The sequence below is a fragment of the Pseudomonas sp. B21-009 genome (assembly GCF_024749345.1).
GTDB lineage: Bacteria > Pseudomonadota > Gammaproteobacteria > Pseudomonadales > Pseudomonadaceae > Aquipseudomonas.
The window spans coordinates 2,713,748-2,736,022 of sequence record NZ_CP087199.1 but is presented as its reverse complement, the minus strand read 5'-3'; the positions used below and the strand labels follow the sequence as shown (position 1 = coordinate 2,736,022).

The window sequence follows — 22,275 nt, the reverse complement described above, 5'->3', positions numbered from 1 at the left end:
GCCGATGGCCAACAACCGCCCCCTGCACCTGGGCACCACCCGCGAACTGCTGGATGTGCTGATCCGCGCTGGCCTGATCGCGGTGCTGGTGATGTTCTGCTTCGAGATCTTCCGGCCATTCTTGAGCCTGATGCTCTGGGCGGTGATCCTGGCGATCACCCTCTACCCGCTCAACCAGCGCCTGGGCAGCTGGCTGGGTGGCCGCCCTGGCTGGGCCGCGGTGGTGCTGGTGATTATCGGCCTGGCCTGCCTGATCGGGCCGTTGAGCCTGCTCGGCACCTCGGTGGCCGACACCGTGCAGCAAGGCATCCACGGCTTCGAGGACCAGCGCATCGAAATCCCGCCGCCGCCGGACAACGTGCGTGACTGGCCGCTGATCGGTGCACCGCTGTACGGTATCTGGGCCCATGCCAGCAGCGACCTGAGCTGGGCGTTGTCGCAGGTGGCCCCGCACCTCAAGGGCGTGAGCAAGACCTTGCTGACGCAACTGGCCGGGATCGGCTCGGGCATCCTGGTGTTCGTGGTTGCCCTGGTGGTCGCCGGGGTGATCATGGCCAAGGGCGACAATGGTCAGCGCACCGCCGAGGCCATTGCCATGCGCATTTCCGGGCCACAGCGCGGCGAGCAACTGGCCGCGCTGTGCACCGCGACCATTCGCGCCGTGGCCCAGGGCGTGGTTGGCATCGCCTTCGTGCAGATGCTGCTGGTGGGCATCGGCCTGGTGGTCATGGGCGTGCCCGCGGCCGGGGTGCTGGCGCTACTGGTGTTGCTGCTGGGCATCACCCAGCTACCGGTGCTGCTGGTGACCTTGCCGGTGGTGATCTACGTGTTTGCCCATGACGGAGTCAGTGCCAGCACGGTGATCTTCGCCATCTGGACCCTGCTCGCCGGGCTGTGCGACAACGTCCTCAAGCCACTGCTGCTGGGCCGCGGGGTTGCCGTGCCGATGCCGGTAGTGCTGATCGGCGCGCTCGGCGGCATGTTGACCAACGGCATCATCGGCCTGTTCATCGGCCCGGTGGTGCTGGCCGTGGGTTACGAGCTGTTCATGAGCTGGGTGGCGCAGCCGCTGGCTGCCGACAGCCCGGCCGAAGAGCCTGCACTGGAGCAGCCGGGCGCTTCGCGCAGCACCATGGACTAGACTTCAAGCACCGGGGGGCTGGCAACACAACGCTACCGGAGGTACCCCCATGAGCCAGTACCAACGCCTGTTCCTGATGGTAGGTTCCGACCTGCGCCACACCCCGGCGCTGGAGCGCGCCGCTGCCCTGGCCCACGCCACCGGCGCCACCTTGCATATCTGCGCCTTTGTCGACGAAATCGATACCCTCGGGCTCATGAGCGGTGACGAACACCGCCTCGATACGCTGATGCAGAACAACCGCCAGTGGCTGGCCGATGAAGCGACCTTGCTGCACGAAAACGGTATTCGCGTCAGTACCGAGGTGATTCTCGCCCGCGACGTGCTGCAAGCGGCCCTGGCGCAAGTGGCCGAAATCACCCCCGACCTGCTGATCAAGGACGTACAGCACGAGCCGCTGCTCAAGCGCCTGGTGGTCGCGCCGCTGGACTGGCAACTGCTGCGCGAATGCCCGTGCCCGGTGCACCTGGTCAGCGAGGTGCACTGCCCGCTGCCGCGCATCGTGATTGCCGCGGTCGACCCGACCCACCCCGAACACCCCCACGACGATCTTAACGAAAGCGTGATCAACGCCGCCGCCGACCTGGCCCGCCAGTGCAACGCCGAGCTGCACCTGTTGCACGTATGCGACAGCGCCCACACCCACATGGCCGACTTCGGCGCCGGCACCGTGACCATGCCGGGCTTTGGCAGTGACGTGCGCAAGTCGATCCACAAGGCTTTCGAGCAAATGGCCGCGCGCCATGGCGTAACGGTTGAGCGCCAGCACTTTTTGTCGGCGCCGATCACCCGCAGCATCGCCGAGTTCATCGCCCACAGCCGCGCCGACGTGCTGGTGATGGGCAACCACCCGCGCAAACTGCTCGAACGCCTGACCGGCAGCACCACCGAGCATGTGCTTGAACAGCGCTTGTGCAATGTGTTGGCGATCAGGGCCGCGGCGTGAGACAGCCTCAGCCTAGGCGCAGCCAGTCGATAAAACGCGCAAACAGTTCGGACTGGGAGTTGATCTCAAGCTTCAGGTAGAGGTTCTTGCGGTGCATGCGCACGGTTTCTGGCGATATGCCCATTTCGCCGGCGGTGGACTTCACCGAGTGGCCGCGCAGGATCATCTGCGCCACTTGCCGTTCGCGCTCGGTTAGCACGTTGCAGCCGAAGCTGTCGAAGGCGGCCTGGACACTGCCCTGGCTGGCCGCTTCACTGCCGGGCTCAAGGCCATGCTGGGCAAAGCGGCGGATCAGTTCGCGGACCATCGGCTCGACCGCCTGCAACACGTGCAGTTGCTCGACGCTCAGGCTGCTGCCGCCACAGCCCTGGAACAGGCTCAGGGAGATCTTGCTGTGCGGGTCGATGTCGACGATGTAGTAGCTGTCTTCGCTGCAGCCGGTGCCCAGGTAGTAGGTCTTGTAGTAGTCGCTGTCGAAGAAGTGGTCCGGGGCGATGTCCTGCAGGTGGTAAAAACCCTGGGCCAGGCCTTTTTCTACCGCCAGGCAGAACGGGTCGAGCAGGTAGCCGGCACTGAAGTAACGGTTGAGGATGGCGTCGCGGTGACGCTCGGGGATGCCCTGCTGGTACAACAGTTGCGGTGGCTGGCCTTGGCGCTCGAGGCTGATCATCATCGACTCGACCGCCACCAGTTGGCTCAGGGCGGCGGCGAGGCTTGCCAGGGCGTCGGCCTCGCCGCTGCGGGCAATGGCATGCTGCAGCGCCGCATGCCATTGCTGCAGGGCTGAGAACGACAGGCAGATCGGGGTGTCGGCAGTGGCTCGGGTCATGCCCGGCAGTCTAACCCGCCGGGGGGCTGCGATGCAGCCCATCGCCGGCAAGGCCGGCTCCCGCAAGGGCTTGTCATGCACCCGCGTACAACCCTTCGCGGCGCAGTTCTTCAGCGGTTTCGATGATGCACTGGCGCAGGGTTTCGACGATCTCGTCGACCTGCGCGCGGGTGATGATCAGCGGCGGCGACATCACGTTCAGGTGCATGATCGGCCGCACCAGCAAGCCTTTGGCCTGGGCCCGGCGGTGGATGCGCTCGCCGATGTTCACCTCATCGGCAAACAGCGCCTTGCTGCGCTTGTCGGCGACGAACTCGACGCAGGCCATCAGCTTCATGCAGCGCACCTCGCCGACCAGCGGCAGCCCGGCCAGGCTCTGCAGGCGCTGCTCCAGGTAGCCGCCGACCTCATCGACATGGGCCAGAAGCTGCTCACGCTCGATGATCTCGATGTTCTTCAGCGCCGCCGTGCAGCACACCGGATGGCCGCTGTAGGTAAAGCCATGGGTGAAGCAGCGGCCCTTGCCCGGCTCGGCAATGACCTTCCAGATGCGCGCCGAGAAGATGCACGCGCCCAGCGGCAGGTACGCCGAAGTCAGGCCCTTGGCGGTGGTGATGATGTCCGGCTGCACGCCGAACAGCGCCTCGCTGGCGAAGAATTTGCCCAGGCGGCCAAATGAGGTCACCACCTCGTCGGCCACGAAGAGGATGTCGTAGGTCTGGCACACCTGCCACATGCGCAGGAAGTAGTCCTTGGGCGGGATAATCACCCCGCCCGAGCCCATGATCGGCTCGGCAAAGAACGCCGCGACGTTGTCGGCGCCGAGCGAGAGGATCTTGTCTTCGAACTCGGCCACCAGAAAGTCGAGAAACTCTGCTTCGTCCATGTCATCCGGCGCCCGGTAGGGGTTGGGGTTGGAGACGTGGTGGATCAGCTCGTTGGCATAGTCGAACTCGGGCACGCGGTCGGCGGCCTTGTTGCCGATCGACATGGTCAGGCAGGTCGAGCCGTGGTAGGCGTTGTAGCGGGCGATCACGTGCTTTTTGTGCGGCTTGCCACGGCAGTTCTGGTAGTACTGGATCAGCCGGTAGGCGGTATCGACCGCGGTCGAACCACCGGTGGTGAGGAACACGTGGTCGAGATCGCCCGGGGCCAGGCTGGCCAGTTTTGCGCAAAGCTCGATGGCGACGTTGTTGGCCATGTCCGAAAACGGGTTGGAATAGGCCAGCTGACGCACCTGGTCGGCGATGGCCAGGGCCATTTCTTCGCGGCCCAGGCCGATGTTGGTGCACCACATGCCGCCGACAGCGTCGAGAAAGCGGTTGCCCTCGGTGTCGTAGATGTAGGCGCCCTCGCCTTCGACAATGTTCAGCGCGCCTTGCTCGGCATGCTCGTCGAACACGTGGTATCCGTGCATGTAGTGGGCTTTGTCGGCGGCCACCAGGGCATCGTTGGCAGCATTTGTTGGCAAGGCTTGGTTTGGCGTGGCCATGGCAGTGTCCTTGGCGAAGGGAAATTGAAATGTCAGCTACCGGTCTTGACCGTGCTCCAGACCCGGGTGATGGCGCGCATGTCCTTGCCGCTCTGGGTTTTCTGCGCGAACAGGCGCTGGCGGGTGGCGGCGTCCGGGTAGATCGCCGGGTCGTCGCGAATCTCGGCCTGCACCAAGGGCGTGGCAGCGGCGTTGCTGTTGGCGTAGTGGATGTAGTTGCTGACCTTGGCGATGTTCTGCGGCTGCAGGAGGAATTCGATGAAACGGTGGGCGTTGGCCGGGTGCGGCGCGTCGCTGGGCAGGTAAAGGTTGTCGAACCAGATCAGCGAGCCTTCCTGCGGGATGAAGAACGACAGCTTGATGTTGTTCTTCGCCTCCTCGGCCCGCGCCTGGGCGGTGGCGTAATCGCCGGACCAGGTCAATGCCAGGCAGGTATCACCGTTGGGCAGGCTGGTCAGGTAGTTGACCGAGTCGAATTTGTTGATGAACGGCCGCACGCCGAGCAGCAACTGCTGGGCCGCCTTGAGGTCATCGGCGCTGGCGCTGTTGGGGTCGCGCCCCAGGTACTTGAGGGCCAGCGGGATGACTTCGCTGGGTGCATCCATCAAGGTCACGCCGCAGTCGGCGAAGCGCGAGACGATCTTCGGGTCGAACAGCATGGCCAGCGAGCCGATGGGCGCATCGGGCATGCGTGCCTTGATCTTGTCGACGTTGTAGGTCACCCCCGAGCTGCCCCAGGTGTAGGGCGCCGAATACGCAAGGCCCGGGTCGTAGCCTTGCAGGGTGCTGAGCACCTGCGGGTCGAGGTTGTTCCAGCTGGGCAGCTGTTTTTTGTCCAGCGGCTGGAACACCCGGGCCTTGATCAGCGGCGGCACCAGGGAGGCGTTGAGCACCACCAGGTCGTAGCCCGAGCGCCCGGTCAGCAGTTTGGTCTGCACCGTTTCGTAGCCGTCGAAGGTGTCGTAGATCACCTTGATGCCGGTGGCGTGTTCAAAGTCGGCGAGGGTCGTTTCGCCGATGTAGTCCGTCCAGTTGTACAGCCTGAGTGTGTTGCCCGCCCCGTCGTCGGCGGCAAGGGCCGCCGCTGCCAGGGGCGCGAGCAACAGACTGGAAATCACCTTCAGTGTCTTTCGCATAGCCACTCCGTCGTGTCACCAGATCTGCTCGGTGTGAGCCGACGGAGTTACTATCGCGGGAGCCGGTAATGGCGACCATACCCCGAATGGGTAGGTGTCGTTTTTATCGCGGGTCAAGCCCGCGGATACAACGCCTCGTCAAACTGCGCCAGGCGCGGAAACACCAGCGGCTGGTCATCGGACAGATGCTCCAGGCGCTGCTGATAGCTGCGCAAAAAGTCCTTGCGCGCCTCGTCGCTGATATACGGCACGTGCCAGGCCACGAACGGCTCCAGCACCTCGAAGCCGACGTAGGCCAGGGTGCCGCGCAGGATCGGTCGCAGCATGTCCTCCAGCGGCCCGTGAATCGCCCCTTCGCCGAACATGTGCTCGCGCCCGCCGAGGGTCACGGTGACCAGCGCCTTCTTGCCCGCCAGCCCGCCCTGGTCATAAAAGCGCTTGCCGCCGTAGCACACCCCGGACACCAGCACGCGGTCGATCCAGCCCTTAAGCATGGCCGGTGCCGAGAACCAGAAGATCGGGAAGTTCAGCACCACAAGGTCCGCCCACAGCAGCTTGTCGAGCTCCTGCTGGATGTCGGCGGCAATCGACTGACTTTTGACTCCCAGGCGCTGCTCCAGGGCATACACCAGGTAATCGGGGTTCTCGCGGCTGACGAAGTCAGCGGCGCTGGCCACCGGGTTCCAGTTCATCGCATACAGGTCGCTGACCTGCACCTGGTGACCCTGGGCGGTGAAGGTTGCAACGGCCTGGTCGCGCAGGGCGGCAGTGAAGGATTGCGGCTCGGGGTGAGCGTGAACGATCAGTACATTCATGAGGGGTCCTTAAACGGTTTGCACAGGGGAAATCAGCGCCCGCTTGGCCAGCAGGCGGTCGAGCCAGTCCGGGTCCATTTCCGGCTCGCTGGAGAACAACAAGCCGGTGTAGTCGCGGTGCGGTGGGGTAAAGATCGCCTCGCGGCTGCCGTGATCGACCACCTGCCCGCGCTGCATCACCAGCACCTCGTCGGCGATGGCGCGCACGGTGGCGACGTCGTGGGTGATGAACAGATAAGCCACGCCCAGTTGCTGCTGGATGCGGGTGAGCAGCTTCAGAACGCCTTCGGCCACCAGTTGATCGAGGGCCGAGGTAACTTCGTCGCAGATGATCAGCTGCGGCTCGGCCGCCAGCGCCCGAGCGATGCAGATGCGCTGCTTCTGCCCGCCGGACAGCTCGCGGGGCTGGCGGTCCATGTAGCGCGCCGGGTCGAGCTCGATCATCTCCAGCAGTTCGGCGACCCGCTGGCGCAGGGCCTGGCCTTTGAGGCCGAGGTAGAAGCTCAGCGGCCGGCCGATGATGTCGACGATGCGCTGGCGCGGGTTGAGGGCGGTGTCGGGGATCTGGTAGATCATCTGCACCCGGCGCAGTTGCTCCTTGCTGCGCTGGCGATAATCGGCCGGCAGCGCTTCACCGTCATACAACACCTGGCCTGAAGTCGGCGGCAACAGGCCGGTGATCAGCCGCGCGGTTGAGCTCTTGCCGCTGCCCGACTCACCGATCACCGCCAGGGTCTGGCCGCGATGGAGCGTGAGCGAGACCTCATGCAGCACCGGCTGGTGGCCGTAACTGGCACTGGCCTTGCGCACCTCCAGCAGCGGCGTCGCCTGCGCCGGGTACGGCTTGGGTTCGGTACGAAAGCTGCGTACCGCCCACAGCGACTTGGTGTAATCCTGCTGAGGGGTGTCGAGCATGGTCCGGGTGTCGGCCTCTTCCACCAGCTTGCCGTGGCGCAGGACCATGATGCGGTCGGCCATCTGCGCCACCACCGCCAGGTCGTGGCTGATGTACAGGGCGGCGCTGTCGTAGGTTTTCAGCGCCTCACGAATCGCCGCCAGCACTTCGATCTGGGTGGTGACGTCCAGCGCCGTGGTCGGTTCGTCGAAGATGATCAAGTCCGGGTGGCAGGCCATGGCCATGGCGGTCATGACCCGTTGCAACTGGCCGCCGGAGACCTGGTGGGGGTAACGCTGGCCGATCTGTTCAGGGTTGGGCAGGCGCAGCACGCGGTACAGCTCGACCGCTTCGGCTTGCGCCTTGGCACGGTCGATACCGCCGTTCTTCACCGCGGTCTCGACATGCTGGTCGATCAGCCGGTGTGCCGGGTTGAACGAGGCCGCCGCGCTTTGCGCAACATAGGCGATACGCAGGCCGCGCAACTTGCGCAGGGCTTCGGGCTTGGCGCCGACCAGCTCCCGGCCGTCGAAGCGCACCGAGCCACCGGTGATGCGGCAACCGTCGCGCACATAGCCCATGGCGGCCAGCCCCAGGGTCGACTTGCCCGCCCCCGATTCACCAATCAGACCCAGTACTTCGCCGCGTTGCAGGCTTAGGTCGATGCCCTTGATCAGTGGGTGCCAGGTGTCCTGGTAATGGCCTTCGATGCGCAGGTCGCGGATGTCCAGCAGCGGCTTGTCAGTTGAATGTACGCTCATGCTCAGCACTCCTTCAGGCCACTGGATTGATGCAGCACCCAGTCCACGACAAAGTTGACGCTGACGGTGATCAGCGCCACCGCCAGGGCCGGCAGCAACGGGCTGATATCGCCGAAAGTAATCAGCACGGCGTTGTCGCGGACCATGCTGCCCCAGTCGGCGGTTGGCGGCTGGATGCCCAGGCCCAGGAACGACAGCGCACTGATGAACAAAAACACAAAGCAAAAGCGCAGGCCGAACTCGGCAATCAGCGGCGCAGCGGCATTGGGCAGCACCTCGCGGCTGACCAGCCACCACAGCCCCTCGCCACGAAGCCGGGCGGCCTCGACGAAGTCCTGGACCACCACGGTCATCGCCACCGCCCGCGACAGGCGAAACACCCGGGTAGCATCGAGCAGCGCGATCACCAGCACCAGCGAGGTGGCATTGGTGCCAACCACGCTGAGGATCAGCAAGGCGAAGATCAGCTGCGGGATGGCCATGAGGATATCCACCAGGCGCGACAGGCCCTGGTCGATCCAGCCGCCCCTGATCGCCGCCACCAGGCCGCAGAAACCGCCGACGGCAAAGGCCAGCAAGGTGGTCAGGAAGGCGATCCCCAGGGTGTTGCGCGCGCCATACACCAGGCGGCTGAACATGTCGCGGCCAAGGTTATCGGTGCCCAGCAGGAACTGCCCGCCCCAGGGTGCGAAGCCCTCGCCAACCACTTCGGTCTCGCCAAACGGCGCCAGCACCGGCGCGAACATCGCCACCAGAATGTAGGCAACAATCACCAACAGGCCGAACTGGGCGCTCAACGGCGCCCGCAACAACGCTTTGATCAGGCTCATGGCTTACCCCTTCGGATGCATCAGGCGTGGGTTGCTGGCAATCGACAGCACGTCGGCCGTGGTATTGAGCAGAATGTAGGTGGCGGCGAAGATCAGGCTGCAGGCCTGCACCACCGGGATGTCGCGCTTGGACACCGAATCGACCAGCAACTGGCCGAGCCCCGGGTAGACGAACACCACCTCGACCACCACCACGCCAACCACCAGGTAGGCCAGGTTCAGCGCCACCACGTTGATGATCGGTGCCAGGGCATTGGGCAAGGCGTGGTGGAAGACGATCCGCGCCTGGCTGATGCCCTTGAGCCGGGCCATCTCGATATACGGGCTGGCCAGCAGGTTGATCAAGGCCGCGCGGGTCATGCGCATCATCTGTGCGATCACCACCAGGCTCAGGGTCAGCACCGGCAGCAGCGAACGCTCCAGCACCTCGGCGAAGGACGCACCCGGGGCCAGGTTGGAGATGCTCGGCAACCAGTTGAGCTTGACCGCGAACACCAGGATCAGGATGTAGGCGACGAAAAACTCCGGGAACGACACCGCACTCAGGGCGCTGGTGTTGAGCAGCCGGTCGAACCAGCTGTTGCGGTACAGCGCCGCGAGCATGCCCAGCAGCAAAGCCACCGGCACCGACACCAGCGCCGCCAGCAAGGCCAGGGTAAAGGTGTTGCCCAGGCGCGTGCCGATCAGCTCGGCAATCGGCCGCTGGTTGGCCAGCGACAGGCCAAGGTCACCGTGCAGCAGTTGCCAGGCCCAGTGGCCGAAGCGGGTCAGCGGCGGCAGGTCCAGGCCCAGTTGGGCGCGAAAGGCAGCGACGGTCTCGGGGGTTGCCGCCTGGCCGAGCATGGCCTGGGCGACGTCGCCCGGGAGCATGCCAACGGCCAGGAAGATGATCACCGACACCGCCAACAGCGCCAGCAGGCCCAGGGCCAGGCGCTGGAGCAGCAGTTTGCAAAGACTATTCACCGTACAGCTCCTCGAACAGGCTCAACGAAAGAAGGTGCAAGCAACGTGTCGGGCTTACGCCTGCCACCAGCGCTCGATCAGCCGCAGGCCGTCTAGCTCGCCGTAAGGCGCGGTCAGCCCACCGTGGGCCACCCGTTTGGAGCGCGCGGCCACGGAGTTTGCGAACAGCGGCACGATCGCCCCGCCCTCGTCGCGGCACAGGGCCTGCATTTCGTTGTACATCTCCTGGCGCAGCGGCGCGTTCATCTCGCCGCGGGCGGCGTTGAGCAACTGGTTGAAGCGGGCGTTGTCCCAGTGCGTCTCGTTCCAGGCCGCGCCCTTGGCGTAGCCGATGCTGAACATGCGGTCGGCGGTCAGGCTGCTGTACCAGAACGAGGTGGTGAACGGCTGCTTCATCCACACATTGGAGAAAAAGCCGTCGGCAGGTTCGCGCACCACGTCGATGTCGATGCCAGCCTGGCGCGCCTGTTCCTTGAACAGCACCGAGGCGTCGACCGCGCCGGTGTAGGCGGCGTCGGAGGCCTGCAGGCGCACCTTGAGCGAATCGACCCCGGCCTGGCGCAGATAGAACCGCGCCTTGTCCGGGTCATAGCCGCGCTGCTCCAGGGCGCTATTGATGAAGCGGCTGCCGGGCTGGATCGGGTGGTCGTTGCCGATCTGGCCGTAGCCGTAGAGCACCGAGGCCAGCAGGGTTTCACGGTTGATCGCATGCTTGAGCGCCAGGCGGATGTTGTTGTCCTGGAACTGCTGGCTGTCGGTGAGCATCGGGAAGGTGTAATGCTGGGCGCCCTTGGTCTCTTCGATGACCAGGTTGGGATTACGCTTGAGCAGAGCGATGGTCTTCAGGTCGACCTTGTTGATCACATCGACTTGCCCTGTGACCAGGGCGTTGACCCGCGCCGCGCCATCGGCGATGGCCAGCAGTTCGGCGCTGGCGAAATGCGCGCGGCCGGCTTTCCAGTAATCCGGGCTGCGTTCAAGGTCCATGCGTACGCCGGGCTCGAAGCCCTTGAGGCGATAGCCACCGGTGCCGACCCCGGCCTGCCAGTCGGCGGCGCCGTCCTTGGCCGGCATGATCACCAGATGATAGTCAGCCACCACGTAGGCGAAGTCGGCATTGCCCGAGTGCAGCTCGAACACCACGGTGTCGGTGCCCTGGGCGCTGACCTTGGCGACATCGCCGAGCACGGTCTTGGCCGCCGAGGTGGACTTGTCGCCCAGGTGGTGCTGGATCGAGGCGACCACGTCGCCGGCATCGAGGGTCTTGCCGTTATGGAAGGTCACGCCCTGGCGCAGGGTGAAGGTCCAGACACGCGCGTCGGGGCTGGACTCCCAGCGCTCGGCAAGCTCGGGAATCGCCGTGCCGTCGACGCTGATTTCGCTCAAGGTGTTGTAGACCGCAGAGAAACCGACAAAGGTGAAGGTGTCGCTCCATGAGCCCGGGTCGCGGGAGTCGGTGGTGCTGCCACCGGCCAGGCCCATGCGCAGTACGCCACCGGCTTTCGGGGTGGCCTCCTCGGCCCGGCCGTGCAGCGGCAAACCCAGGGAAAGCACCCCGGCCACGGCCGCCGCAGCGGCGCTGTACTTGAGAAAATCCCGACGCGGCAGGCCGCTGTCGTGCATCGCTTGAGTAATCTTGTTGTTGTTATCGCTCATGGCATTGCCCCTGTAGAACTGCAGAGAAAAGGATTCAGCCAACCTCGCACGCATCGATGCAAATATTTGTAATTGTCATCGTAACAAATACATTAAACTCAAAAACACGTCGCTGCCAATCCCCTTCCTCTGTAGGAGCGGGCTTGCCCCGCGATAGGTTTTTTTCAGTCACATCGATTCGCGGGGCAAGCCCGCTCCCACAGACAAGGGACTTCGCCAGATGAGCCAGTCGACCCGCCTGATCACCGCCTCGTACATCCTCTCGTTCGTGGCCGCCAATGCGCCGCAAAAGCTGCGCACCGAGACCATCGCCAAGTGGGTCAAGACCCACCCCACGCGGGTGCGCAGCCTGGTCTCGCTGATGGTCAAGGCCAATATCCTCAAGTCCTGGCGTGGCGCCCATGGCGGCCTGACCCTGGCCCGCCCGGCCAGCGAGATCACCCTGCGCGAGGTCTATGACGCGGTGCAGGAGAGCTCGCTGATCGCCGAGAAAATCGACAACCCGTTTTCCGGCATGGAAGATCATTGCAAAGTGTTCGAGGTGTTCACCCGCCTGTTCGCCATGCTCGAAGCCAACATGCGTCTGGACCTGGGGGCCATCACCGCCGACCAGTTGTTCGTCGCCTTCGACAAGCCGCAGGACAACATCGGGCAGGCCTGAGCCTGCCCGACACTTCAGAGCTGAATGGCCTTGGTCTCGACGAACTCGGCCAGGCCCTCCTCGCCCCATTCGCGGCCATTGCCCGAGGTCTTGTAGCCGCCGAACGGCGCCTGGTAGTTGAACGCCGCGCCATTGATAAAGCACTGCCCGGCGCGCAGTTGCCGGCCCAGGTGCAGGGCCCGCTCGCGGTCGGCCGCCCACACTGCGCTGGACAAACCAAAGGGCGAGTCATTGGCGATGGCCAGCGCTTGCGCCTCATCGGCATAGGGGATCAGGCACAGCACCGGGCCGAAGATCTCTTCCTGGGCGATACGCATGCGGTTGTCGACGTCAGCGAACAGCGTTGGCGCCACGTAGAAGCCACGCTCGAAACCTGGCGCCGTGTCGCCGCCACACAACAGCCGTGCGCCCTCTTCCTGGCCGATGCGGATGTAGTCCAGCACGGTGCGCCGCTGCGCTGCCGAAGACATCGGGCCGAGGAAGCTGCCGGGGTCTTGCGGGTCGCCCATGACCAGGCTGCGGGTTTCATCCACGGCGATTGCCAGGGCCTCTTCATAACGGCTGGCCGGCAACAGCATGCGCGCCAGCGCCGTGCAGGTCTGCCCGGAGTTGATCATTACATCCTGCACGCCATAGCGCACCGCGGCTTCCAGGTCGGCGTCGGCGGTGATCAACAACGGCGACTTGCCGCCCAGTTCCAGGCACACGCGCTTGACCGACGGCGCCGCCGCCTGGGCCACGCGCACACCGGCGCCGGTAGAGCCGGTGAACGACACCATGTCGACTTGCGGGTGGCGGGCCAGCGCCTCGCCGACCTTGGCGCCGGGGCCGCTGACCAGGTTGAAGACCCCGGCCGGCAAGCCGATGGCATCGATCATCTCGGCCAGTAAAAACGCATGCAGCGGGGTTTCCTGGCTCGGCTTGAGCACCACCGTGCAACCGGCGGCCAGGGCCGGGGCGAGCTTGCCGATCAACTGGTGCAGCGGGTAGTTCCAGGGGTTGATGAAGGCACACACACCGACAGCCTCGCGCACCACCAGCGAGTTGCCGACCTCGCGCACCTCATCCATCAGCCCGGCCAGTTCGATGTACTGCTCAAGGCCGACAATCGGCCCGTCGACCTGCACCGCCCGGCACCATTGCACCGGCATGCCCAGCTCGCTGGTGATCACGGCGGCCATCTCATCGGCGCGGGCCTTGAGCTGCTCGGCTAGGGCGCGAAGGTAGCCGGCGCGCACGCTGGACGGGGTTTGCGACCAACTGCCAAAGGCATGGCGCGCTGCTGCCACCGCGCGGTTGACGTCGTGCTCGTCGCCCAGCGGCACCCTGCCGGCCACGGCTTCGGTGGCCGGGTTGATCACCTCGGCCAGGCCCTGCCCCGACGGCAGTTGCCAGCTGCCATCGATAAACAGCCGCGAATAGTCACGCATGGGTCTTGCCCTCCATCAGTTCGGCGGCGCAGCGGGCAATACGCTGGCAGGCCTCGCGCAGCGGTTCGGCGCCGAGCACCAGGCCCAGGCGGATATGCCCGGCGGCGCTGGGGCCGAAGGCTTCGCCGGCAAGTACCGAGACGCCATGGTGATCGAGCAGGCGATAGGAGAACGCCTGGGCGCTAAGGCCGGTTTCACGGATATCGACCATCACGAACATGCCGCCATCAGGCTTGAGCGCACGCAAGCCCGGGCAATCGGCCAGGCACTCGCAGACCAGGTCGCGGCGCTGGCGGTAGGCTTCGCGCATGGCCGCAAGCTCCGGCAGTTGTTGCTCCAGAGCCACCACGGCGGCGTCCTGGATGAAGTCCGGCGAGCCGTAGAGCATGCACAGTGCGAGATTTTCCAGGTGCGTGGCCAAAGCCTGCGAGCCGACCACCCAGCCCACCCGCCAGCCAGTCATGGCATGGGACTTGGACAGGCTGTTCAAGGTTGCGGTGCGCTCGGCCATGCCCGGCAGGCTGCCGGGGCTGATGTGCTCACCGTCGTAGAGCAGCTCGCTGTAGACCTCATCGGAAATCAGCCACAGGTCATGGGCAATGCACAACCCGGCCAGCGCCTCCCAGGTGCTGCGCGGCAGGCTGGCGCCAGAGGGGTTGTGCGGGCTGTTGAGGGCCAGGGCGCGGGTCTTGGGGGTGATGCGCGCGGCGACATCTTCAGCCTGGACCCGAAAGCCGTTCTCCGGGCGCACCGGCACCGGGATCACCGTGGCGCCACAGGCGCCGAACACCGCTTCGTAGGTGACGTACATGGGCTCGGCGACGATCACCTCATCACCGGGGTTGAGCAGGCACTGGGCCACGCAGAACAGCGCGCACTGAGCGCCGGCCAGCACGGTTACCTGATCGGCGCCGGTCGGCTGGCCGCTGCGTTGCTGATGGCGGCGGGCAATGGCCTGGCGCAGGGCCAGTTTGCCGCGCACATCGGAGTAATGGGTGTGGCCGCTGCGCAGGCTGTCGATGGCGGCCTCAACGATCGGCGCCGGGGTGTCGAAATCCGGGTCGCCGACCGACAGCAGCAACACGTCCTGGCCTTTTTCCAGCAGCTCAAGGGCGCGGTAGTGAATCTCCCAGGCAGCGGCGCCGTCACCGGCGATACGTTGGGTCAGAGCGGAAAAACGCATGGCAGTCTCCCAAAAATACGGTGTAGGCTCAGCGCGCGCAGGCGTGCTTGAGCTCGATCAGGGTCACGCCATTGCGGGCAAAGCCGCTGCGCAGTTCCCGTTGCAGGTCATCCAGGCTGTGTGGCTGCGCCACGTTGCAGCCAAAGGCCCGGGCCAGGCCGATGAAGTCCGGGTTGCGCGGCAGCACGCCGATTGGCTCGATATCCAGGCCGAGCATGTCGTCGCGAATCTGCCCCAGGGCATCGTTGTTCCACAGCAGGACCACCAGCGGCCGGTCCAGTTCTTCGACCGCAGTGGCCAGTTCCTGGGCGGTGTAGAGGAACCCGCCATCACCGACCAGCACCAGGCCCGGGCGGTCATCCGTGGCGAACATGCCGCCGATACCGGCAGGCAAACCGTAACCGAGGGTGCCGTAGCCGGTGGGGTGTAGCCAGCTACGGGGCGCGCGGCTGGCATAGACATAATTGCCGGTGTAGGCCAGCTGGGTCATGTCGGTGCTGATAAAGGCGTTGGCCGGAAGCGCTGCGGCAACCCGGTCCAGGATTGCCTGGTGGATTGCCTGCAGCGGGCCATGGCTGGCCTTGACCGCCTGGCGCAGGCTGGCGACCGCAGCACTGGCGGCAGCGGAATCGCGCGGTGCTGGCGGCAAACGTTCGAGCAACGCCGCGACGGTCTGCCGGGCATCACCCTGCAAGGCCACCGCACAGGGGTAGAAGTCGTTGAACTTGCGCGGATCGATATCCACCCGCAGCAACTCACCATTGAGTTGCAACCGTTCACGCCAGAAGTCGGTGTCGGCCATTTCGGTGCCGACCGCAAGGATCACATCGGCCTCGGCGATCAGTTGCCAGCCTGGCTCCACGCACAACGCTGAGCCGGCATTGAGCGGCGCATCGGGTGGCAGCAGGCCTTTGCCGGCAACGCTGGTGAACAGCGGCGCGGCCAGGCGCGTGCTCAGTTGTTGCAGCTCCTGGGCCGCGGCCAGGGCACCGCCACCGGCGATGATCATCGGCCGTTTGGCGCCGGCCAATTTGCCTGCGGCCTGATCCAGCGCGCTGCTGGCCGGCACGCCCCGGCCCGGGCGGCGCACCACTTCATTGCTCCAGTCGCGGGCGACCGGTGCGGCCAGCACATCCAGCGGTACCGAAATATGCACCGGGCGCGGGCGTTCGCTGTCGAACACCGCGTAAGCACGGGCGATCAGCTCGGGCAGGTCCTCGGCGCTCAGGGCCACGGCGGAAAACGCTGTGATCGGCGCGGTCATGGCGCGCTGGTCCTGGGTTTCGTGCAGGCAGCCCCAGCCTTTGCCCAGGCTCGCGGTATGGTTGACGCTGGAAATCACCAGCATCGGAATCGAATCGGCGTAGGCCTGGCCGATGGCGGTGGCGGCGTTGGTAACCCCGGGGCCGGTGATGACGAAACACACCCCCGGCTTGCCGCTGACTCGCGCATAACCGTCGGCCATGAAACCCGCGCCCTGCTCATGGCGGGTCAGCACGTGGCGGATACCGCTACCGGGCAGGCCGCGGTAGAGCTCCAGGGTGTGTACCCCGGGAATGCCGAACACGGTATCGACGCCGTAGTTGGCCAACAGGCGCACCAGGGCCTGGCCACCGGTCAATGGGCTGTTGTGCATGTTCATCTCCTTACACCTGGCCGAGGCGAATCAACGCATCGACCGCGGTGGTGCCCTGGGCACCGACCATTAATGGGTTGACATCCAGTTCGAGCAATTGCGCGGCGTTCTCACAGGCGTAGTCGGCCACCGCACGAATCGCCGCCACCAGCGCCTCGAGGTCCGCCGCTTCACGGCCACGAAAGCCCTGGAGCAAGGCGGCGCTGCGCAGGCCGAGCACGGCCCTGCGGATGGCGCCGTCGGTGGTCGGCAGCAGCAGGCTGGTGCTGTCCTTGAGCAACTCGACGAGGATGCCGCCCGCGCCGATCACCAGCGCCAGGCCGAAGTCGTTCTCGCGCTTGATGCCGACGATCAGCTCGGCCAGCGGCGCGCTGGCCATGGGTTCGAGCAGCACCTGGTCGAACACTACACCCGGCGCATAGGCCGCGATCCGCGTACGCATCTGTTCCAGGGCCGCGCCCAGGGCCTGCGGGTCACGCAGGTTGAGAGCAACGGCACCGGCTTCGGTCTTGTGCGGCAGTTGCGCGCTGACCGCTTTGAGCACCAAGGGATAGCCGACCGTTTCAGCATCCTTGAGGGCTTGCTCAGGGCTGCTCAACACGCCCTTGGGCACCGCCAGGCCGAACGCCTGCAAGGCTTGCTTGGACTGCCACTCGGTGAGCATCTCGCCCTCGCCATGCAGTGCCTGCGGGCACAACGGCGCCAATGCCGACTCGCCCAGATCAAGCAGCGCCTGGCGCCTGGCCTGGTACGCGGCAATCCGCCCCCAGGCCGCCAGGCCGTCCTCGACGCCCTGCAGCGCAGCAATGCCATGAGCATGCAGGCGCTCGCGGGCGAAGGCCGGCAGCAGTTCGGGCAAGGCCGAGGTGACAAAGCCGGTCTTGCCGTGACGCTTGAGCGCCGCGCAGTACAGCTCCAGCAGCAGGTCGCACTCCTTGCGCTCGCCGGTGAACTCGGCCGGGTAGTCGAGCACCAGCATGGCCGCATCGGCCTCGGTGCGCAGGGCGCTGTCGAGCATGCGCTCAAGCGCGCAGGCGTCGCCCCAGATCGCCGTGGTGAAGTCCAGCGGGTTGACCAGGTTGGCATAGCTTGGCAACACCTGGGCCAGCTCGCCGACCTGAGCGTCATCGAGTTTCGGCAGGCTCAGCGCGTTGCGTTCGGCATAGTCGGCGATCAGCCCGGCGTCACCACCGGAGCAGGCCAGGGCGATCAGGCTGCCGCCCTTGGGCAACTGACCGCAAGCGGCGGCCTTGAGGGTTTCGACAAAGCTCACCGGGCCGCTGACGCGGATCACCCCCAGGCGCTCGAACAGGCTGTCGTACAAGGCATCGGAGCCGGACAGCGAGCTGGTGTGGCTCAGCGCCAGTTGCGCGCCGATCTGCGACACCCCGGTTTTCAGGGCGATGATCGGGATACCCAGCTGCAGCGCCTTGTGCGCGGCGCGGGCAAAGCCCGGCACGTTCTTCAGGCCTTCCAGGTGCAGGCCGATGGCGGTCACCCGCGGCTCATCGAGCAGCGCGTCCATCAGTTCGGCGATACCGATCTGCGCCTGGTTGCCCACCGAGGCCATGTAGGCCACCGGCAGCGAGCGGTCGCTCATTGACAGGTTGTAGGCAAAGTTGCCGCTCTGGGTCAGCACCGCCACGCCCTTCTCCACCACCTTGCCGCCATGGGCCACCGGCCACAGCGCCGAGCTGTGCAGGTAGTCGAGCAGGCCATAGCAGTTGGGGCCCAGCAGCGCCATGTCGCCGGCGGCCTTGAGCAGTTGCTGTTGCAGGGCCAGGCCTTCGGCGCCGCTTTCGGCAAAGCCCGAGGCGTAGCAAATGGCCCCGCCGGTGCCCTTGGCGGCCAGCTCGGCCACGCAGGTCAGGGTCAGTTCGCGGTTGGTGGCGATGAACACCGCATCCGGCGCACAGGGCAGTTCGGCGACGCTGCGCACGCACGGCACGCCATCGAGGCTGTCGTGCTGCGGGTTGACCAGCCACATCTGCCCTTGGTAGCCGCCTTCGGCGCAGCGTTTGAAGGCCCGGGCCATGCTGCGCCCGCCGACGAAGGCCAGGTGGCGCGGGGCGAGCAGGCGTTTGAGGTTGTCTCGTAACATGAGCAGGCTCCTGGTCAGCGCAGCAGCGGGCGCAGCAGTTCACGGGAAATGATGTGCCGCTGGATCTCCGAGGTGCCCTCCCAGACCCGCTCGATGCGCGCATTGCGCCAGATCCGCTCGACCGGCCCTTCGTCCATCAGGCCCATGCCGCCATAGATCTGCACCGCCTCATCGGCGACCTTGCCGAGCACTTCACTGGCAAACAGCTTGGCCATGCCGGCCTCGCCGTCGGTCATCGTGCCCTGGTCCATCTTCCAGGCGGTGTGCAGGGTCAATAGCTCAGCGGCGCGGATTTGCGTGGCCATGTCGGCGAGCTTGAACGAAATGCCCTGGTAGGTGCCGATCGGCTGGCCGAACTGCTTGCGGTCGGCCGCCCATTGCAGCGACACATCCAGGGCGCGCTGGGCCTGGCCAACACAGTTGGCGGCAACCATCACCCGCCCGGCGGTGAGCCAGGCGTTGGCCACTTCCCAGCCCTTGCCGACTTCACCCAGCACCTTGCTGGCCGGCACCTTGCAGTCATCGAAGAACAGCTCGAAGGTGTGATAGCCGCGATTGCTCACGCATTTAGGCCCGCGGCGGATGGTCATGCCCGGGGTGCCGCGGTCGACCAGGAAGGCCGTCACCGCGTTGCGCGTCTTGCCGTTGTGCTGGTAGGTGTCGGTGACGGCAAAGACAATGGCGAAATCGGCATGCCCGGCATGGCTGATGAAGTGCTTGCTGCCGTTGAGCACAAAGTTGTCGCCCTCGCGCACGGCGCGGGTCTTGATCGCGTTGGCATCGGAGCCGGCGCCAGGCTCGGTCAGGGCAAAGCAGTCGGTCTTCTCGCCCTGGATGCACGGCAGCAGGTAATCGTTGATCTGTTCGTCCTTGCAGGCCATGAGGATCTTCGACGGCCGCGCGACAAACACATGCAGGGCCCACGACACCTTCGACAGCTCGCGTTCGATCAGCGCCTGGGACAGGTAGTCGAGGCCGCCACCGCCGACTTCCTCGGGCATATTGAAGGCATAGAAGCCGGCGGCGATGGCCTTGCCGCGAATCTGCGCGGCAAGCTCTGGCGAGACCTCGTCGGCGCGGTCGACGGCCTCTTCATGGGGCAGTAACTCCTTGGCGACAAAACTGCGTACCGCTTCCACCAACATTTGTTGTTCTTGGGTCAGTTGGAAATTCATGAGTCGATCCTCAAGAAGTGCTTGTAAGTGTTTATTTACCAACGAAATTAGCAGTGCGCTTCTCGACGGCGGCGCGCAACGCTTCGGCGCCATCTGCGCTGCGCCCGCACAGCAGCCCGGCGGCAAGCTCAGCCTGTAACTGCTCGCCCAGGGTGCGCTGGGCGCCGTCGCGGATCAGCCGTTTGGTCTGGGCGAAGGCGAAGGTCGGGCCCTTGGCCAGGCGCCCGGCAAGGTCTGCGCTGACCGCCAGCAACTGCTCATCGGCGCACACCTCGCCGACCAGCCCGGCCGCCAGGGCCCGCTCGGCGCCCCACAGCTCATCGAGAAACAGCAGGCGCTTGGCCTGTTCGCTGCCGATCAGCCGTGGCAGGTGCCAGCTGGCGCCGGCATCCGGGCTGTAGGCCATGCTGGTGTAGCCAGCCTTGAACCGCGCCGAGGCCGCTGCTACGCGCAGGTCGCAGCACAGGGTCAGGTCCATGCCGGCGCCGACGGCGGTGCCGTTGATGGCGGCAATGGTTGGCTTGTCGAGGCTGTGCAGGCGCTGCATCAGGGCATGGGCGGTTTCGGTCCAGCCGTAGCTTTCCAGCGCGCCGCGGGATTCGGCCTCGGCCCATTCGGCAAGGTCCGCGCCGGCGCAGAAGCTGCGACCCGTGCCGGTCAGCACCACCACACGCACGGCCGGGTCGGCGTTATGGGCGTCGAGCAAGGCATGCAGGTTTTTCAGGCTGGGGATGTCCAGCGCGTTGCGCTGGTCGGGGCGGTTGAGGGTGATCCAGGCAATGCCGGCTTCGACCTGGCTGAGCAGCGACGCAGGAGGGGTCATGGGTGGCCTCGAATTATTGTGGTTGGCGTTAGAGGTATGACGTGAGGCCATACTAAACGAGTGTTCAACAAGGAGACAATCGGCTGGATAACTTGCTGTAACAGATGAAGTTACAGAGCTAATTGCTTGTTTTTATGAGATTTAAATACTTACACTGAGAAGTAATGGCCGCGCCTGTTACAACTTTGTACAACCTATCGCGGGGCAAGCCGCTCCTACATTTACAGGTAGGAGCGGCTTGCCCCGCGATGGGTTTACACCGATGGCGCCAACACCGCCTGGCGCTTGCGATGGATGATGAAGTACGCCGCGTAACACACGGCGATGAAACCAAAACCCCAGTACAGCGACGGCCGCTGGGTTTCGTCCAGGGCCAGGAACACGAACAGCGAACTGCACAGGGTGATGCACAGCAGCGGCACCAGCGGGAACAGCGGCGCGCGGTACTTGAGGTCGGCCAGCTTGCCGCCATCGCGCAGGTACGCACGGCGGAACTTGTACTGGGCCAGGGCAATGACGATCCAGGTCACGGTGCCGGACATGCCGCTCACCGCCATCAGCACCATGAACAAGGTGTCGGCGGCAACAAAGCTGGTCATCAGCGACACCAGGGCAAAGCACAGGGTGATGCTCAGGGCCCGCAGCGGCACGCCGCGCTTGCTCAAGGGCGACAGGCTCTTGGGCGCCATGCCGGTCTTGGACATGGCCCAGAGGATGCGCGTGGAGGCATACAGGCCGGAGTTGCCCACCGACAGGATCGCGGTAAGGATGACGAAGTTCATCAGGTCGGCGGCGTAGGGAATGCCGACCATGTCGAACACCTGCACGAACGGGCTTTCCATCAGCCCGGCCTGCTGCCACGGCACGATGGCCGAAAGCACGACGATGGCCAGCACATAGAAGATCAGTACGCGGAACACCACGTTGCGCACCGCCCGCGGGATGCTCTTTTCCGGCTGGTCGGTTTCACCGGCGGCCACGCCCATGATCTCGCAGCCCTGGAAGGCATAGACCACGGTCATCATCACCGCGAACACCGCCGACAGACCGTTGGGGAACATCGAGTCGCCGATCAGGTTGTTCATCATCGGCGCCGGCTCGCCGCTGGTCAGCGGGATCGCGCCGAAGATCACCAGCACGCCGACGATGATAAACCCGAGGATCGCCGCCACCTTGATCCCCGAGAACCAGTACTCGGCTTCGCCAAAGGCGCGGGTGGCCAGGGCATTGAGGCCGAACAGCACCACCACGAACAGCGCCGACCAGTACCAGATCGGCACCTCGGGGAACCAGCGCACCATCAGCATGCCAGCGGCGGTGAACTCAAGGCCGACGGTGGTGGCCCAGCTCATCCAGTACACCCAGCCGATCATGAAGCCGGTGGCCGGGCCGATGAATTTGGTCGCGTGGGTCTGGAACGAGCCGGACACCGGCATCTGCACCGACAGCTCGCCCAGGCAGACCATCACCAGGTACATCAGAAAACCGGCCACCAGGTAGGCGAGGATCGCGCCCATGGGCCCGCCCTGGTTGATGGTCACCCCCGAGCCCATGAACAGCCCGGTACCGATCACCCCGCCCAGCGAGAGCATGAAGATGTGCCGGCTTTTCAGCGCACGGGTCAGGTGGATGCCTTTACGGTCAGTAGAGTCAGTCATGTCGGCACCTCAACAGTGGTTGAAGCGCGGGAGGGACAGGCGATGGTGCGAGGACGGCTGAGCTTTACGGCAGTTCATTATTATTATCTCCAATAAGCTTCGAAGACCGCGTGCAGCGGTTGCCGTCGATTATTGGAAAGCGAT

Annotated in this window: 18 protein-coding genes; 3 read left to right on the top strand and 15 right to left on the bottom strand. The window is 65.3% G+C overall.

Features of this window, described 5'->3' with window-relative positions; translation table 11 throughout:
- Positions 1-4 precede the first annotated feature (4 nt).
- Together LOY34_RS12460 and LOY34_RS12455 are read left to right on the top strand one after the other, a co-directional pair.
- Entirely contained in the window at positions 5-1,141 is a 1,137-nt protein-coding gene (locus tag LOY34_RS12460) for an AI-2E family transporter (RefSeq protein WP_258664958.1), read from the top strand.
- Between the two features lie 49 nt (positions 1,142-1,190).
- Positions 1,191-2,087 (top strand): universal stress protein, encoded by an 897-nt coding sequence (locus LOY34_RS12455; protein WP_195883953.1) that lies wholly within the window; start codon positions 1,191-1,193, stop codon positions 2,085-2,087.
- A 7-nt stretch (positions 2,088-2,094) separates the two neighbouring features.
- Here LOY34_RS12455 and LOY34_RS12450 read toward each other — a convergent pair whose 3' ends face one another.
- The 8 genes from LOY34_RS12450 to LOY34_RS12415 form a co-directional block, all read right to left on the bottom strand.
- Positions 2,095-2,916 (bottom strand): response regulator transcription factor, encoded by an 822-nt coding sequence (locus tag LOY34_RS12450; RefSeq protein WP_195883952.1) that lies wholly within the window; start codon positions 2,914-2,916, stop codon positions 2,095-2,097.
- Positions 2,917-2,989: 73 nt separating this feature from the next.
- The gene (locus LOY34_RS12445; protein ID WP_258664955.1) at positions 2,990-4,408 is read right to left on the bottom strand and encodes an aminotransferase; all 1,419 of its coding nucleotides are present in this window, start codon (positions 4,406-4,408) and stop codon (positions 2,990-2,992) included.
- A gap of 32 nt (positions 4,409-4,440) precedes the next feature.
- Positions 4,441-5,544, bottom strand: coding sequence for a polyamine ABC transporter substrate-binding protein (locus tag LOY34_RS12440; RefSeq protein WP_195883950.1), 1,104 nt, complete (start codon positions 5,542-5,544; stop codon positions 4,441-4,443).
- Positions 5,545-5,657: 113 nt separating this feature from the next.
- Positions 5,658-6,359: an NAD(P)H-dependent oxidoreductase gene (locus LOY34_RS12435; protein WP_195883949.1), complete on the bottom strand. Its 702-nt coding sequence runs from the start codon at positions 6,357-6,359 to the stop codon at positions 5,658-5,660.
- Positions 6,360-6,368: 9 nt separating this feature from the next.
- Complete coding sequence (locus LOY34_RS12430) at positions 6,369-8,015, bottom strand: ABC transporter ATP-binding protein (protein WP_093383201.1); 1,647 nt, start codon at positions 8,013-8,015, stop codon at positions 6,369-6,371.
- A 2-nt stretch (positions 8,016-8,017) separates the two neighbouring features.
- Complete coding sequence (locus LOY34_RS12425) at positions 8,018-8,845, bottom strand: ABC transporter permease (RefSeq protein ID WP_195883948.1); 828 nt, start codon at positions 8,843-8,845, stop codon at positions 8,018-8,020.
- A 3-nt stretch (positions 8,846-8,848) separates the two neighbouring features.
- Positions 8,849-9,808, bottom strand: coding sequence for an ABC transporter permease (locus tag LOY34_RS12420; protein WP_195883947.1), 960 nt, complete (start codon positions 9,806-9,808; stop codon positions 8,849-8,851).
- 54 nt (positions 9,809-9,862) lie between these two features.
- The gene (locus tag LOY34_RS12415) at positions 9,863-11,464 is read right to left on the bottom strand and encodes an ABC transporter substrate-binding protein (RefSeq protein WP_195883946.1); all 1,602 of its coding nucleotides are present in this window, start codon (positions 11,462-11,464) and stop codon (positions 9,863-9,865) included.
- A gap of 220 nt (positions 11,465-11,684) precedes the next feature.
- Here LOY34_RS12415 and LOY34_RS12410 point away from each other — a divergent pair, with 220 nt between their 5' ends.
- Positions 11,685-12,125 carry an Rrf2 family transcriptional regulator gene (locus LOY34_RS12410; protein ID WP_093383213.1) on the top strand — a complete coding sequence of 147 codons (441 nt, stop codon included), beginning with the start codon at positions 11,685-11,687 and terminating at the stop codon, positions 12,123-12,125.
- 14 nt (positions 12,126-12,139) lie between these two features.
- Here the strand turns inward: LOY34_RS12410 and LOY34_RS12405 are convergent, their stop codons facing one another.
- The 7 genes from LOY34_RS12405 to LOY34_RS12375 form a co-directional block, all read right to left on the bottom strand.
- A complete protein-coding gene (locus tag LOY34_RS12405) occupies positions 12,140-13,555 on the bottom strand; it encodes an aldehyde dehydrogenase family protein (protein ID WP_258664951.1) in 1,416 nt (471 codons plus the stop codon).
- Positions 13,548-14,738, bottom strand: coding sequence for a pyridoxal phosphate-dependent aminotransferase (locus LOY34_RS12400; RefSeq protein ID WP_195883944.1), 1,191 nt, complete (start codon positions 14,736-14,738; stop codon positions 13,548-13,550). The genes LOY34_RS12405 and LOY34_RS12400 overlap by 8 nt, the downstream gene beginning before the upstream one ends.
- Before the next feature lie 28 nt (positions 14,739-14,766).
- Positions 14,767-16,374, bottom strand: coding sequence for a 5-guanidino-2-oxopentanoate decarboxylase (locus LOY34_RS12395; RefSeq protein ID WP_195883943.1), 1,608 nt, complete (start codon positions 16,372-16,374; stop codon positions 14,767-14,769).
- 10 nt (positions 16,375-16,384) lie between these two features.
- Positions 16,385-18,475 carry an acetate--CoA ligase family protein gene (locus LOY34_RS12390; protein WP_195883942.1) on the bottom strand — a complete coding sequence of 697 codons (2,091 nt, stop codon included), beginning with the start codon at positions 18,473-18,475 and terminating at the stop codon, positions 16,385-16,387.
- Positions 18,476-18,489: 14 nt separating this feature from the next.
- Positions 18,490-19,650: an acyl-CoA dehydrogenase family protein gene (locus tag LOY34_RS12385; RefSeq protein WP_045198812.1), complete on the bottom strand. Its 1,161-nt coding sequence runs from the start codon at positions 19,648-19,650 to the stop codon at positions 18,490-18,492.
- Positions 19,651-19,681: 31 nt separating this feature from the next.
- Complete coding sequence (locus tag LOY34_RS12380; protein ID WP_195883941.1) at positions 19,682-20,473, bottom strand: enoyl-CoA hydratase/isomerase family protein; 792 nt, start codon at positions 20,471-20,473, stop codon at positions 19,682-19,684.
- A gap of 254 nt (positions 20,474-20,727) precedes the next feature.
- The gene (locus LOY34_RS12375; RefSeq protein WP_045198808.1) at positions 20,728-22,131 is read right to left on the bottom strand and encodes an amino acid permease; all 1,404 of its coding nucleotides are present in this window, start codon (positions 22,129-22,131) and stop codon (positions 20,728-20,730) included.
- Positions 22,132-22,275: the final 144 nt, after the last annotated feature.